Genomic DNA, 15,206 nt, shown 5'->3' on the forward strand with positions numbered 1-15,206 from the left:
AGCCACAACTAAAAAACAATACAACGCAACGAGTTAACTTTCATACCGCATTCATGTGGTAATGAGGCAATGTCATGTCAGAACAAAAAAATGGTCACAGTCGCAGGGACTTTCTGCTGAGAACCATCACCCTGGCGCCAGCCATGGCCGTTGGCGGTTCGGCAATGGGCGCGTTAGTGGTGCCGATGGCCGCAGGAGCAGCAGAGCAACCCGTCGCACCTCAACAAGCACGCGCTTATCAGCCAAGCTGGTTTACGGCGGAAGAGTTCGCCTTTATCACCGCGGCAGTGGCGCGCCTGATCCCCAATGATGAACGCGGGCCTGGCGCACTGGAAGCCGGTGTGCCGGAGTTTATCGATCGTCAGATGAACACGCCGTATGCCACCGGCAGCAACTGGTATATGCAGGGGCCGTTCAATCCCGATCTGCCTAAAGAGCTGGGTTATCAGTCTCCGCTGGTGCCGCAGCAGATTTATCGTCTGGGTCTGGCCGATGCCGATGGCTGGAGCAAAAAGCAGCACGGCAAAGTGTTCGCTGAGCTAACCGGCGAACAGCAGGACGCACTGCTGACCACGTTTGAGAGCGGTGAGGCACAGTTCCCGCAGCTCAATAGCAAAACCTTCTTCTCCTTCCTGCTGCAGAACACCCGCGAGGGTTACTTCAGCGATCCGATCCACGGTGGAAATCAGGGCATGGTGGGCTGGAAGCTGATTGGCTTCCCTGGCGCACGTGCCGACTTTATGGATTGGGTGGAGCGCGGTGAACGTTATCCGTTCCCGTCAGTGGATATTCGCGGGGAGAGGGCGTAACCGTGGCAAATGAATTGAAAAAAGTAGACGCGGTGGTGGTGGGTTTCGGCTGGGCCGGAGCCATCATGGCGAAAGAGCTGACCGAAGCCGGTCTGACGGTGGTGGCGCTGGAGCGCGGTCCACATCGTGATACCTATCCTGATGGATCCTATCCGCAGTCGATTGATGAACTGACCTATAACATCCGTAAAAAGCTGTTCCAGGATCTGTCGAAAAGCACCGTGACCATCCGTCACGATGCCTCGCAAACTGCGGTGCCGTATCGTCAGCTGGCGGCGTTTTTGCCGGGCACCGGCACCGGCGGTGCAGGTCTGCACTGGTCAGGCGTGCATTTCCGTGTCGATCCGGTGGAGCTGAACCTGCGCAGCCACTACGAGCAGCGCTACGGCAAAAACTTCATCCCGGAAGGCATGACCATTCAGGATTTCGGCGTCAGCTATGATGAGCTGGAGCCGTTCTTTGATCAGGCTGAGAAAGTATTTGGTACATCCGGCAGCGCCTGGTCGATCAAAGGCCAGCTGCAAGGCAAAGAGAAAGGCGGTAACCCTTACGCGCCGGATCGTTCCAGTGCTTTCCCACTGCCTGCACAGAAGCGTACTTACTCGGCACAGTTGTTTGCCCAGGCTGCTGAATCAGTGGGTTATCATCCCTATGATATGCCGTCAGCCAACACCTCTGGCCCGTATACCAACACCTATGGTGCGCAGATGGGGCCGTGCAACTTCTGCGGTTACTGCAGCGGTTATGCCTGCTACATGTACTCCAAAGCTTCGCCGAACGTGAATATTCTGCCCGCGCTGCGTCAGGAGCCGAAGTTTGAACTGCGTAACAACTCCTACGTGCTGCGCGTCAATCTGACCGATGACAAGAAGCGCGCCACCGGCGTGACCTATCTGGATGGTCAGGGGCGTGAAGTGGTGCAGCCAGCGGATCTGGTGATCCTGTCTGCGTTCCAGTTCCACAACGTGCATCTGATGCTGCTTTCGGGTATTGGCAAACCGTACAATCCGATCAGCAACGAAGGTGTGGTGGGCCGTAACTTCGCCTATCAGAACATCTCGACCCTGAAAGCGCTGTTCGACAAAAACACCACCACCAACCCGTTTATTGGTGCGGGCGGTGCGGGCGTGGCAGTGGATGACTTCAACGCAGACAACTTCGACCACGGCCCACATGGTTTTGTTGGCGGCTCCCCGTTCTGGGTGAACCAGGCGGGTACCAAACCGATCTCCGGTTTGCCGACGCCGAAAGGCACGCCAAACTGGGGCAGCCAGTGGAAAGCCGCTGTGGCTGATACCTATAACCATCATATTTCGATGGATGCGCACGGCGCGCACCAGTCGTATCGCGCCAACTATCTCGATCTCGATCCGAACTACAAAGATGTCTATGGCCAGCCGCTGCTGCGCATGACCTTTGACTGGCAGGACAACGACATCAAGATGGCGCAGTTTATGGTCGGTAAGATGCGCAAGATCACCGAAGCGATGAACCCGAAAATGATCATCGGTGGCGCCAAAGGACCAGGCTCTCACTTCGATACCACCGTGTACCAGACCACGCATATGAGCGGCGGTGCGATCATGGGTGAAGATCCGAAAACCAGTGCGGTGAACCGTTATCTGCAGAGCTGGGATGTGCCTAACGTGTTTGTGCCAGGTGCCTCTGCGTTCCCGCAGGGCCTCGGCTATAACCCAACCGGCATGGTGGCGGCGCTGAGCTATTGGTCAGCTAAAGCTATCCGCGAACAGTATCTGAAGAACCCCGGCCCCCTGGTTCAGGCATAAGGAACACGGCGATGATCAAAAGCATTTTGGCCCTGTTTCTGGGCACGATGACGTTCGCCGCAGTGGCGGACGAAGCAGGTTCGGACGCTCTGGTGAAGCGCGGTGAGTATCTGGCACGCGCGGGTGACTGCGTGGCGTGCCACAGCACCGAGGGCGGCAAGCCGTTTGCCGGTGGCTTACCGATGGCGACGCCAATTGGCACCATTTACTCCACTAACATCACCCCGGATAAAACCACCGGTATTGGTGACTACAGCTACGACGATTTCCAGAAAGCGGTGCGTCATGGCGTGGCGAAAAATGGCGAGACGCTCTATCCGGCGATGCCATATCCGTCCTACGCGGTAGTCAGCGATGAAGACATGCAGGCGCTGTATGCCTACTTTATGCATGGCGTACAGCCGGTGGCGCAGGCCAACAAAGACAGCGACATTCCCTGGCCGCTGTCGATGCGCTGGCCGCTCTCCATCTGGCGTGGCATCTTCGCGCCAGACGTGAAAGCGTTCCAGCCCGCCGCGCAGGAAGATCCGGCGCTAGCTCGTGGTCGCTATCTGGTGGAAGGTCTGGGTCACTGCGGTGCCTGCCATACACCGCGTAGCATCACCATGCAGGAAAAAGCGCTGACCAACGGCGAAGGCAATGATTACCTGTCAGGCAGTAGCGCACCGATTGATGGCTGGACCGCCAGCAATCTGCGCGGTGACAACCGTGATGGTTTAGGCCGCTGGAGCGAAGACGATCTGAAGCAGTTCCTGCGCTTTGGCCGCAACGATCACACCGCCGTATTTGGTGGCATGACCGACGTGGTGCAGCACAGCCTGCAATATCTCAACGATGAAGATATCAGCGCGATTGCCAAATATCTGAAGTCGCTGGGCGCGAAGGACGCTAGCCAGACGGTGTTCACGCAGGATGATGCGGTCGCCAAAGCGTTGTGGAAGGGCGATGACAGCCAGCCAGGTGCTTCGGTGTATGTCGATAGCTGTGCGGCCTGTCATAAGACCGACGGCAGCGGTTATCAACGTTTCTACCCGGCACTGCGCGGCAACCCGGTCGTCATGGCGGAGGACCCGACCTCGCTGATACACATCGTATTGGTGGGCGGCACCTTGCCTGGCGTGCAGGGCGCCCCGTCAGCCATCACCATGCCGGCATTCGGTTGGCGTCTGAACGACAACCAGGTGGCGGATGTGGTGAACTTCATTCGCGGCAGCTGGGGTAATGGCGTGAAGTCGTCGGTGACGGCGAAGGATGTGGCGAAGCTACGCAAGGATGAAGCGGTCGAGTCGAAGCAGGGCAGCGCGGACATTAAGGTGCTGGAAGGGCAGTAAAGTGACATAAAGCGGGGCGCAAATTTGCGTACCGCTTTAACCAGATAGGGCCGCCATTTTCATCATTGGCGGCCTTTTTACAAAACGCCAGACCCTAAGCGGCTCCAGACTGCGTTATCACCCGTTACTTACCGCTGGATATCAAGACTCCTTACGTCTTGTTAAATATTCTCCAAATCCAGCCCGCGTGTTTTCGGACCGTAAATCCCCACTGACAGCATCACCATCAGCATGCTCAGCACGATAAAGACGATCACGCCCTGGCTGCCGGCGTACTGCAAAATAATGCCGATCAAAATGCTGCTGAATACCGTCGACAGGCGGCTAAAGGAGTAGCAGAAGCCGACCGCACGCGCGCGAATATGCGTCGGGAAAATCTCGGTCTGATAGGCGTGGTAGCTAATGGTCAGCCACGCGTTGCTGTAGGTGATCAGGAAGCCACAGATGATCATCAGCACCGGATTGGTTGCCAGCGCGAACAGCGTGCCGAATACCACGGTCATCAGGGAGGAGAAAACGATCTGCCATTTGTTCTCGAGCTTATCGGCGTAGCGACTGCAAATCAGTGAGCCGAGCGGATAAGCCAGGGTGATAAAGAACGCATACAGCAGGCTGTGGGTCACCGTTGCGCCTTTGCCGGACAGCAGTGCAGGCAGCCAGTTACCGAAGCCGAAGAAGCCAATTGCCTGGAAGAAGTTCATCACGACCAGCATCAGTGTACGCTTGCGGTAAGCGGGGGACCAAATCTCGCTGAAGCGACCTTTTTTTGGCAACGCTGCTGCGGCATCGCTGTCAGAGAAATCTTCGCCCGGCGCAATCCCGCAGCGTTTTTCCATCTCACTCAGCACCTTATGCGCTTCCTGATGACAGCCCTGCTGCGCCAGCCAGCGCGCCGATTCCGGCAGGTTTTTACGAATCAGCCAGATCACCAGCGAGCAAACCGCACCGGCGATCACCACCCAGCGCCAGCCTTCAAGGTTGAGAATAGTTTGCGGTACCAGCCACCATGACATCAGCGCCACGGCAGGCACCGACAGGAACTGGATAAAGAAAGAGTAGGCAAAGGCGCGGCTGCGCAGATGAGCAGGCACCCATTCGGACAGATAGGTATCAATGGTCACCAGCTCAACACCGAGGCCGATACCGACCAGGAAGCGGAACAGGATGATCATTTCAGCGCTCTGCTGGAAGGCCATCAACAGCGAGAACACGCCATACCATGCCAGTGCGCACATAAAGGTCAGACGGCGACCAAAGCGGTCGGCATATGGGGCTAGCAGGCTGGCGCCGACGAACAGGCCGAGGAAAGTGGCAGAAGCAAAGGCAGCCTGGTCAGCAATGCCGAAGACCCCTTCCGAGCCGGTATGAAACACGCCAGCAGCCAGTAGACCAGAACTGATATAGCCGGTTTCAAACAGATCGTAGAGCTCAAAAAAACCGCCCAGCGCCAGCAGCGTAATAAAACGCCATAAGCCTGCGGATGAGGGCAGTGCATCGATGCGCCCGGCTAAGGTGCGGCGATCCGCTGCGATGTGATCGTTCGCCATCCCTGTCGAAGTGATTGTTGTCATTAGTGGATAAACCTCGGTGTTTGCAGAACTCGCACGGTTTTATGGGTTTTAAAAATAATTAACCGTTAGCAAGCGAAGGAATAGCAGGATAATCAATTCATCGCGGGTTGCCGAGAGGGGCAACGGTGACATTTTCGCAATCTACGTTGCAGTTCACAGAAGTGTGATCGCCGTCCATGGCGATGCGATTAATGCAGGCTGGGGTAAACGCCCGGTCCAATCGGTAAACCCAGTGCGTACCATGCCAGCAGCAGGATGATCCAGCTGATAAAGAACACCACCGGATACGGGAAGATCAGCACATAATAGGTGCCAAGTTGCGCATCTTTTTGGTATCGCTGCAGGAATCCAAGGAACAACGGCAGGAACGGTGACATCGGCGCGAGGGGCAATACGGCAGAATCCGCGATACGGAAAATCATCTGCGCGAAGGCCGGATGGAATCCGAGCAGCATAAACATCGGCACGAACACTGGCGCCAGAATCGACCAGATGGCTGAGCCGCTGGCAATAAACATGCACAAGAATGCCGACAGGAACATCAAACCTAGGAACGCGGGCGCGCCACTGATGCCGGCACTTTCCAGCATATCGGTCAGACCGATCGCCATGAATTTGCCCATGTTGCTCCAGTTAAAGAAGGCGACAAACTGCGACAGCGGGAACACCATCACAATAAAGCCCGCCATGCTCTTCATCGGATCCACCAGCAGCTGCGGGATGTCATCGGCCCGACGGATTTGCTTTGTCACGGCGCCGTAAGCAATCGCCACCACAAAGAAGAACAGGATGATGATCGGCACAATGCCCTGAATAAACGGCGAAGGAATGATGCCGCCGGTTTTCGGGTTACGCAGGGGGGCATGTTCTGGCACCACCAGCAGGGCCATCAGGGCGATAAACACCAGCGCGGCAATGCCCGCAGCCCGCAGGCCCCGATTTTCTAGCGCGGTCAGCGGCGGCAGGCGATCGTTGTTGCCGCCGTTCCACGCAGGAAGACGCGGCTCGACAAACTTATCAGTAAGGATGGCACCGGCAATCGTCAGCACAATCACCGAGCTGGCCATAAAGAACCAGTTATCGATCACACTCACGTGCACGGTATCGCTCACCGCTTTCGCCGCTTCGGTACTGATGCCGGAGAGCAGCACGTCGGTGGTAACGATCAGCAGGTTGGCGGTAAAGCCGGAAGCGACACCCGCGATAGCCGCCAGTAAACCCGCCACCGGATGACGACCCACGGCGAGGAAGATCAGCGCGCCCAGCGGTGGCATCACCACCAGTGCGGCATCCGATGAGATATGGCTGAAGAAGGCGATAAACAGCACCATATAGCTGGCGTAGCGGCGGCTCACGCGTGAGGCCATCTTCACCATCAGCGATTGCAGCAGGCCGACTTTCTCCGCCAGACCCGCACCAATCACCAGCGCCAGAATCGAGCCCAGCGGGGTAAAGCCGCTGAAGTTTTTGATGATGTTAGGCAGAATCCATTGAATCCCGGCCACGCTCAGCAGGTTGTTTACCCGTACCAGTTCGCCATTGGTGGGATTTTTCACTGCCAGATCGAAGTAGCTGATAATCGCGGTGGCGACCATCAATACCACGATCAAATAGACAAACAGTAAGAACGGGTTGGGCACTTTGTTGCCGACCCGCTCAATCCAGCTAAACAGCTTCCCTGGGCTGCGGTTCTCCGTGGTCACTTCCATCGGTTATTCCTCGTCATGTCTGTTGTATTTGCGCCCGTCATACTTCAAGCCGCAGATGCGTTGTCTGCGTGCGGGCCCCCCCGTCACTGACTGATGTCAGCTCCTGGAGCTGCCCGCACTTGCCGCCTTACTGCGACTCGAATTATTTGGAGCTTTAGTTTTTATTTTTGGGTTACTGCATCCGGGTTTGCGCCGGATTGAATCTTTTATGCCGCTAAGGCTTTTATAATTTTGATGGCGTCACATCTGCCGGAATCGGGCAGCTGTAGGGCTGTTCGCGGCGCACGCGCTGGAACTCTTCGCGGCAGCGCGCCAGTGCTTCTTCATCCTGCAACAAGGTCAGCGCGGTGGCGGCCATCACTTTGGCGGCCAGACACATGCCTTTGTGGCCCAGCGAAGTGCGGCCCTGCGCCACCAGTTGCCAGGTGTGCAGCGGGGTACCAAAGGCGAAGCAAGGCGCAAAGCACTGCGCGGTTGGCGTCATCCAACTCACATCGCCGACATCGGTTGAGCCATACAGCAGCTCGCGCGTTATGGCATACGGTGCCACTTCATCCATCAAAATTTTGTCGCCCAGCGCCTCGGTCCATGCCACGCCTGCCTCGCCGCCGGTGCGCGCTGCGTTCAAACGCGCATTGCGCAGATCATCCTTCGTTAGCGTGGCACGAATCTCGGCGGCGAACTGCTGCTCCTCCGCGCTGTACTCGGGCAAGCCAAACTGATGCAAGTTGCGCTCCATCACCGCTTCCAGCACGCGATTCGGCACATAGTTGGAGCAGGCTTTATCGAAGCGCACCGTCATGGTGGTGTCGGTCATCAGGGCCGCGCCTTTGGCGATATTGATCACCCGCTGATAAATATCCTGTGCCTGATCGAGTTCTGGCGCGCGGATCAGATACAGCACTTCGGCATCGGCTTGCACCACATTGGGGGAAACGCCGCCGGTGTTGGTCACGGCGTAGTGCACGCGCGCTTCCTGCACGATATGTTCGCGCAGGAAATTGGCACCGGTGTTCATCAGGGTGACGGCATCCAGCGCACTGCGGCCCAGATGCGGCGAGTTAGCGGCGTGCGCGGCCACGCCTTTGAAGTGAAATGCGGCCTGGATATTGGCCAGCGTGCTGAGGTTGAACATGCCGCTGAAGCCTTCAGGATGCCAGGTGACAGCGGCATCCACGTCATCAAACAGCCCTTCGCGCACCATAAAGGTTTTGCCAGAACCGCCTTCCTCGCCTGGGCAACCGTAAAAGCGTAGCGTGCCGCGCTGGCTGTTCTCCGCCCACCATGCCTTGATGGCGAAGGCCGCGGCCAGTCCGGCGGTGCCCAGCAGATTATGGCCGCAGCCGTGCCCGTTGCCGTTTTCCACCAGTGGTTGTGGTGTGGCGCAGCCTGATTGCTGGCTCAAACCGGCCAGCGCATCAAACTCACCGAGGATAGCAATCACCGGTTTTCCACTGCCGATGCTGGCGATAAAGGCGGTGTCGATATTGCCGACGCCACGCTCGACGGCAAAGCCTTCCTGCTCCAGCGCATCGGCCAGAATGGCGGCGGATTGCGTCTCTTCAAAGCGGGTTTCCGGTACATCCCAGATGGCATCGCTAAGGGCGGTGAAGCGCGGCTGGTTTTCGTTGATGTAACGATCGATAAAATCGTGATGGCTCATCGCTGACCTCCAAACTGTGCCTGGTTCAGCGCCAGCGTCGCAAGGGTTTGCACCGCCGTAGCCATGATCGCTTCGTCAAAATCGAACTTCGCGTTGTGGTGGCCTGCCGCCAGATCGCAACCAAAGATCACATAGGATGACTGACCGCCACGCTGCTGCACGCGCTCCAGCATGTATGTGGCATCTTCCGAACCCGCCGCCTGCTTTTTGGTATCCACTACCGAGGTGAAAATCCCCATGGCATCGGCCTGCTGGTGGATAAAATCGACCCACGGCTGGCTTGGGGTACAGCTGCGTGCGCCACCCATTAGTTTGATGTCGTACTCAACGCCATACATCGCCGCCGCGCCGGAAATCACGCGCAGGGCTTGCTGATAGATGTCATCGTTAACCTGATTGCTGACGCCACGGGTTTCCACTTTCATCAGGGCATAATCGGGTACCACGTTGCGTCCGGATCCCGCCTGCAACACACCTACGTTGACGCGTGCGACACCGCCGCTGTGTTGTGGCAGGTTGTGCAGCGCCAGTGTAGCTTGCGCGGCGGCCAGCAAGGCGTTACGACCCTCTTCTGGTTTACCGCCCGCATGCGCGCCGACGCCAGTGAAATTGACGTCCAGTTTGGTGGTGGCCAGGAAGCTGTCGCTGCCGCAAACGATTTCGCCAGCAGGTACGCCTGTGCCGAGATGGATAGCGGTAAACAGATCCACATCATCCACCACGCCTGCGGCCACCATCGCTTTAGCGCCACGCACGCCCTCTTCGGCAGGCTGGAAGATAATTTTAATCGTGCCGCTGAGCTGATCTTTCATCTCCATCAACACGCCCGCCAGCGCCAGACCGATGGTAGTGTGGCCATCGTGACCGCAGGCGTGCATCATGCCGGGGTTGCAGGAGGCAAATCCTTCACGGGTAGGGAGGTGGTCGGCATCACGGCTTTCGTTCTGGTCCAGCGCATCCATATCGACACGGAAGCCCATCACCGGGCCGGGACGACCGGTCTCCAGCGTGGCGACTACGCCGCAGAAGCCGCCTGAGAAATGTGAGATCCACTGTGGCAGTGCGCCTTGTTCCAGTGCGCGGGCTTCCTGCTGTGCCAGCACCTCGTCAGAAGGTAAGCCCATGCGCGCATCGGCATCGATCACGTCGCGGCCGAGCTTGAGCTGATAACCAAGACGATGCAGCTCTTCGGCCACTATCGTTGCAGTACGGAACTCCAGCCAGCCCGATTCGGCAAAATGGTGGAGGTCGCGACGCCAGCTTTGCATCTGCGGAATCCGCGCGTTGACGAGGTCGGAGAGGTTTTTCATCGGCATATCCTTTGTGTTGGTTTTTTATGCATTATCCCGAATCTACACAATGGTATTGGTGCGCATAAGATGCGAATATCTTGTCACTGATAAACAACGGTTATCACAAAAATCATGCCTGCCAACCTCAAACTTCATCAGCTGCGCGCTTTTGTCGATGTGGCCCGCCAGGGCAGTATTCGCGCTGCCAGCCGCTTATCGGGACTTTCACAGCCTGCGCTGACCAAAGCGATTCAGGAACTGGAGCTGGCGCTTGGCGCACGTTTGTTCGAACGTCGTCAGCAAGGCGTCACGCTAACGGATATCGGTGATAACTTTTTTCGTCATGCCAGTCTGGTGCTGGAAGAATTGCGCGTGGCGCAGGAGGATATTCAGCAGCGATTGGGATTGGCAGGGGGGCGGGTGAATATCGGTGTGGGCGGCAGTATTGCGCGCACTATCATGCCGCAGGTGATCACTCAGTTTCATCGTGAATACCCGCTGGTGAAGGTGCGTATCGTTGAGGGGCAACTGGTGTCGATGGTGCATGAACTGCGTCAGGGCGCGCTGGATTTCACCATTAATACCTACGATCAACATCATCTGGATCAGGAGCTGATTTTTGAGCGGCTAATGGAGCGTGACTATCAGGTGGTGATGCGTAAAGGCCATCCGATGGCGCATGCCCGCTCACTGAATGAGTTGCAGCACTGCGACTGGACCATGCCGACCCCGCAGGGCAGTTATTACCGCTTGCTGCACGATCTGTTTGGCGAGCGCGGTATGGCACCGAAGATCGTGGTGACCTGCGAAACCTTTATGGCCTGCACCAGTTTGGTCGCCAAAAGTGATTTTGTCAGCATCATCTCGCGCGATGTGATCGAAGATCCGACGCACGGTGGGCAGCTCATTGCCCTCGATCTTGACGATCCGCTACCCAAAGCCACCTTCTATTTGATCCAGCGGAAAGACACGGCGCTGACCCCAATGAGCGCGTATATGGCTCAGCTGTTCCGCCGCTATTGTCAACAAAGGTAAGAGTGCGGCCTGGCTCGCAGCTGATTACTTATTGCGCACTACACTTGCACTGGACGTTCCAATTGTGGAGAACTGACCATGCAAATTACACCTTATGTGTTTTACAACGGTCGCTGTGAAGAGGCGATAGCCTTCTATCTTGCGGCCACCGACGGCGAACTGCTGTTTAAAATGACCTTTGGCGATATGCCCGATGAAACCACCGTCGAAGATGAAGGTTGCCCCTCTGGCGTGACCTTCTCGCCTGAACAGATCATGCATGCCCATCTGCGCATCGGGCAGGGTGAATTAATGATGAGCGACGGTGCACAGCAGGCAAGTTATGCCGGATTTTCCGTGAGTCTATCCACGCCAGATGAAGCGCAGGGTAAACGTTGGTTTGACGCGTTGTCAGAGGGTGGGGAAGTGACGAAAAAGTGGGAACCGACGTTCTGGGCGCACGGTTTCGGCATGTTTACCGATAAGTTCGGCGTGCCGTGGATGGTGAATGCCTATAAGCCGCAGATTTGACGGGCAGGGTTTTACAGCCGGTCAGCCTACGTAGCGGCACAATTTAATGCGTTTCTGATAGCGATATTGCCGTTTCAGTAACGCGCGAAAATTGCGCCGCTAAGGATCTAGCTAATTAGAAGTTGTAACCCACGACCAGGTAGTAACCCCAACCGGTTGATTTCACTTCAAACGGACCGTTGCCGAAGTTCAGCTCTTGTCCATCCGCCCACTGACCGCCATTGTGGAAATAACGTGCCACGGTAGAAACGTGCCAGTGATCGTAGTTCAGCGACAGAATGTGGCTGGACGCGATCGAGTTGCTGGTACGTGATGGACCGGTCTCATCGCGCAGGTCTGAACCCCAGTCGAAGTTGGTGAAGCCGATGTAGCTCAGCTTGCCGCCCCACAGATCGGTAATCGGCACAAAGTATTTCACTTTGAAGCGATAACCATCCCAGCTGTTTTCGTTCGCTGCACCGTAGTTCTGCCACTGGTATTTGGCATACACGTTCAATGACAGACCGATATCGCTGTGGGTATCGATGTCGGTACCCAGACCCATGTACCAGGTGTTCTGACGCTGTGAAGCGTTGCGGCCCATGTCATAGATATAGTTGTTCGCGAAATACCACTCTTTAAACGGACCAAACGCCAGGCTGGTGCCGGTCAGTTTATCGATAGAGAAACGTGGCTCAATTTCCATGAACAGCGGCGAACCGTGGTCAAAAATGCCGTTAGCGTTGCTGTTACCCACGCCAAAGAAGTTGGTCAAGTCCGCATAGCCGTAGAAATCGAACCAGTCTTTTTTAGCAAAGGCTTCGTATTCGAGATACACGTCATTGTTGAACTGCGGCCCGAAGCGGGTGTGCGTACTGCCCACGACGTTAACGCTCTGATGCCACCAGTCTGAAAGATACTGCGGATCGCTGTCTGCCGCTTGTGCCGCGCCGGTCCAGCTGCTGGCCAGTAAGGCCCCTGCTATCAATGCTTTAAATTTCATTATTTTATTAACCACATGCTAGTGATTGCTGCGGTTGCGCCGCAATCGAGTGAAATCGATCCCAGGGGATGGGCCGTGTGTTGTTTTTATCCGGTCTGAATCGCCGAATTTTCAAATGTGCGTAATGTGCCTGTAACAGAGCGATAGGAAATAGATTTTGATCACGTTTGTCAAAATGTGTTGCATTTTGATTCACTGAATATGTGATTTTGATCACATAAATGCCGTGTGGCGAACGGAACCCCGCAACCGTTTACGTTGTCGCGTACAACCGCAAAAATGTCAGATGCAGAAAAAGAATGTAGCGGCACGATTTATCGTGCGCCTTTAAAATTTGGCGGCGAAAAATGCGTGGTTCATCGTGTAGGGCGATTTAGATGAGGAAAAGACGCAATACGTTGTGCCGCTACCGCGCTGGATATTCAAGGCGGTAGCGACACGTCGGTTATGGCAAGGTCACACGCACCTGCAGGCCGGAGATTTGTCCCTGGGCGTTATGGCAGTTCGACAGCGCGACCTGCATCTGATGCTTCTGCGCTACGCTGCGCACAATCGACAGACCCAAACCGCTGCCTTGCGCCTGTACATCTGGCGAACGGGTGAAGCGATCAAAGGCGCGTTCGATAAAGGACTCCGGCATGCCCGGCCCGTTATCGACGATATCCACCACGGTGTGATTGCCCACGCGATGCAGTAGCACATCTACCAGGCTGCCTTCCGGCGTGTGCAGCATCGCGTTGCCGATGAGGTTATCAAACAGGCTACGCAAATCGGAACGGCTGGCGTGCAGGCGATAGTGCGTGGTGCCATTAAAACCGATATCAATGCCGCGTTTATCGGCGACCACCATCAACTGCTCGATGCTCTCTTTCAGCAAATCATCGAGCTGGATGGTTTCCACCGTGGCCACCACTGACTGATCTTCCTGGCGCGAGATATTCAGCAACTGCGTCACCAGATGGCGCGTCCGCGTGACGCCGGCTTCCAGCTGATCAAACTGGCGACTGGCTTCACCAGGCTGAATATGCTGGCGCAGATTCTCCAGCTGCAAGGTGACGGCGGTAACCGGCGTGCGCAGTTCATGTGCCGCATCTTCAAGGAACTGTCGCTGCGATGACCAGGCTGCCCGTAGCTTATCGAGCAGAGAGTTATAAGCAGCCACCAGCGGTAGCACTTCATCCGGTAAGCCATCCGGCGATACCGAGTGTGGATGCATTGTTTCTTGTGCGGCAATCTGTCGCGAGGCAACGCGCAAATCTCGCGTGATGGCACGTACTACCAGCCAGATCACCAGCAGTGACAGCGGCATCATCAGCATTAAGGGAATGATGGCGGACAGCACCCGCTTCACCATCAAACTTTTCATGTAGCCGATGTTGTGTAAAACCTGAATATTACCGATTTCACTGCCCAGTTCGCCGGGACGGGTATACACGCGCCAGTCACAGTCATCGCCACAGTCGCCGACTTTTAAATCGGACCAGCCTTTTTTTGCCTGCAGCGGCGCCTGTAAAGCAGGCCATGAGCTGGCACGCAGATGATTATTGGTGTCCCACAGCTGAACGATGTAGGTGCTCTTCAGCTTCTCTTGCTGCATCACCATTGGCATCAGCGCAGGCATACGCTGGCTGGAGGACCAGGCATCAGCAATCTTGGCGAGCTGATCGTCCTTCATGGTGCCCATCATGTCGCCATAACAATGGTAGAAATACCAGGTGACGCCGCCGATCATCGCCAGGTGCAGCAGCACCAGCGTGGCGAGCAGTTTGTTACGCAGGGAGCGCATAAAAGTGAAAGGTTTCATATTGCCGGTACTCGCCAGCCCAAACCGCGCACGTTGCGAATCACTTCGTTATCGAGCTTGCGGCGCATGCCGTGGATCAGTACATCAACGGCGTTGCTGGTGACTTCTTCACCCCAGCCGTAAATGCGGTTCTCTAATTGTTCGCGTGACAGTATGGCACCTGGTCGCTCCAGCAGAGCGTAGAGCAGGGCATATTCGCGGGCGGTTAGCTGTTCGCGTTGGCCTTTGTAAAGCACTTCGCGCGTCATCATATCCAGCTGCACATCGCCACTGCCTAACAGGGAATCCGCCGCTCCGTGACGACGTCGGGTGATTGCACGCATGCGCGCCAGTACCTCTTGCAGATCAAAGGGTTTAAGCAAATAGTCATCGGCGCCGCTGTCGAGTCCCTGAATGCGTTGTTGCACGGTGTCACGCGCAGTCAGCACCAGCACGGGCGTCATATCGCCACGCGTACGCGCACGCTTCAATACGTGAATACCGTCTTCACGCGGTAAACCGAGATCGAGCAGCACGCAGGTATAACCGCCTTCGGCCCAGGCATTGGTGGCAAATACGCCATCGCGCACCCAGTCCACCGACCAGCCCGCCGCTTCCAGCGCCTGCTGCAAGTTGGCGCCAATCATTTCATCATCTTCTACCAGCAGCACACGCATAGTGTTCTCCCAAACTGATGGACGCAGTGTAGCGCCAGATAATTAGGCCAGAATTAC

The 15,206-nt window shown here is 56.4% G+C and carries 12 protein-coding genes; 5 read left to right on the forward strand and 7 right to left on the reverse strand.

The genetic code is table 11. The features are described 5' to 3' along the window. Positions 1-74 precede the first annotated feature (74 nt). Genes AC6I8L_RS01910 through AC6I8L_RS01920 form a run of 3 tightly spaced genes read left to right on the forward strand, consistent with a single transcriptional unit; the run spans position 75 to position 3,927 of the window. Positions 75-809 carry a gluconate 2-dehydrogenase subunit 3 family protein gene (locus tag AC6I8L_RS01910; RefSeq protein WP_058962216.1) on the forward strand — a complete coding sequence of 245 codons (735 nt, stop codon included), beginning with the start codon at positions 75-77 and terminating at the stop codon, positions 807-809. Positions 810-811: 2 nt separating this feature from the next. Then, entirely contained in the window at positions 812-2,596 is a 1,785-nt protein-coding gene (locus AC6I8L_RS01915; RefSeq protein ID WP_058962217.1) for a GMC family oxidoreductase, read from the forward strand. Between the two features lie 11 nt (positions 2,597-2,607). Beyond that, positions 2,608-3,927 carry a c-type cytochrome gene (locus AC6I8L_RS01920; RefSeq protein WP_058962218.1) on the forward strand — a complete coding sequence of 440 codons (1,320 nt, stop codon included), beginning with the start codon at positions 2,608-2,610 and terminating at the stop codon, positions 3,925-3,927. A 161-nt stretch (positions 3,928-4,088) separates the two neighbouring features. Here AC6I8L_RS01920 and AC6I8L_RS01925 read toward each other — a convergent pair whose 3' ends face one another. The 4 genes from AC6I8L_RS01925 to AC6I8L_RS01940 all read right to left on the reverse strand — a co-directional run bounded on the left by AC6I8L_RS01925 (position 4,089) and on the right by AC6I8L_RS01940 (position 10,180). Next, positions 4,089-5,498, reverse strand: a complete 1,410-nt coding sequence (locus AC6I8L_RS01925) for an MFS transporter (RefSeq protein WP_058962219.1) — start codon at positions 5,496-5,498, stop codon at positions 4,089-4,091. A 188-nt stretch (positions 5,499-5,686) separates the two neighbouring features. After that, positions 5,687-7,207, reverse strand: a complete 1,521-nt coding sequence (gene abgT, locus AC6I8L_RS01930) for a p-aminobenzoyl-glutamate transporter (RefSeq protein WP_058962220.1) — start codon at positions 7,205-7,207, stop codon at positions 5,687-5,689. 223 nt (positions 7,208-7,430) lie between these two features. Continuing rightward, positions 7,431-8,870, reverse strand: a complete 1,440-nt coding sequence (locus AC6I8L_RS01935) for a M20 family metallopeptidase (protein WP_058962221.1) — start codon at positions 8,868-8,870, stop codon at positions 7,431-7,433. Beyond that, positions 8,867-10,180 (reverse strand): amidohydrolase, encoded by a 1,314-nt coding sequence (locus tag AC6I8L_RS01940; protein ID WP_058962222.1) that lies wholly within the window; start codon positions 10,178-10,180, stop codon positions 8,867-8,869. Before AC6I8L_RS01940 ends, AC6I8L_RS01935 begins: the two co-directional genes overlap by 4 nt. Positions 10,181-10,294: 114 nt before the next feature. Here AC6I8L_RS01940 and AC6I8L_RS01945 point away from each other — a divergent pair, with 114 nt between their 5' ends. Further along, the gene (locus AC6I8L_RS01945) at positions 10,295-11,197 is read left to right on the forward strand and encodes a LysR family transcriptional regulator (protein WP_034826814.1); all 903 of its coding nucleotides are present in this window, start codon (positions 10,295-10,297) and stop codon (positions 11,195-11,197) included. 78 nt (positions 11,198-11,275) lie between these two features. Continuing rightward, positions 11,276-11,707 carry a VOC family metalloprotein YjdN gene (gene yjdN, locus AC6I8L_RS01950; RefSeq protein WP_034826811.1) on the forward strand — a complete coding sequence of 144 codons (432 nt, stop codon included), beginning with the start codon at positions 11,276-11,278 and terminating at the stop codon, positions 11,705-11,707. Positions 11,708-11,822: 115 nt separating this feature from the next. Here yjdN and AC6I8L_RS01955 read toward each other — a convergent pair whose 3' ends face one another. The 3 genes from AC6I8L_RS01955 to AC6I8L_RS01965 form a co-directional block, all read right to left on the reverse strand. After that, the gene (locus tag AC6I8L_RS01955; RefSeq protein WP_034826809.1) at positions 11,823-12,689 is read right to left on the reverse strand and encodes a nucleoside-specific channel-forming protein Tsx; all 867 of its coding nucleotides are present in this window, start codon (positions 12,687-12,689) and stop codon (positions 11,823-11,825) included. A 445-nt stretch (positions 12,690-13,134) separates the two neighbouring features. Next, positions 13,135-14,493: a sensor histidine kinase gene (locus AC6I8L_RS01960; RefSeq protein WP_034826807.1), complete on the reverse strand. Its 1,359-nt coding sequence runs from the start codon at positions 14,491-14,493 to the stop codon at positions 13,135-13,137. Continuing rightward, positions 14,490-15,149 (reverse strand): response regulator, encoded by a 660-nt coding sequence (locus AC6I8L_RS01965; protein WP_034826805.1) that lies wholly within the window; start codon positions 15,147-15,149, stop codon positions 14,490-14,492. The genes AC6I8L_RS01960 and AC6I8L_RS01965 overlap by 4 nt, the downstream gene beginning before the upstream one ends. Positions 15,150-15,206 lie beyond the last annotated feature (57 nt).

Source organism: Type-E symbiont of Plautia stali (assembly GCF_059731115.1).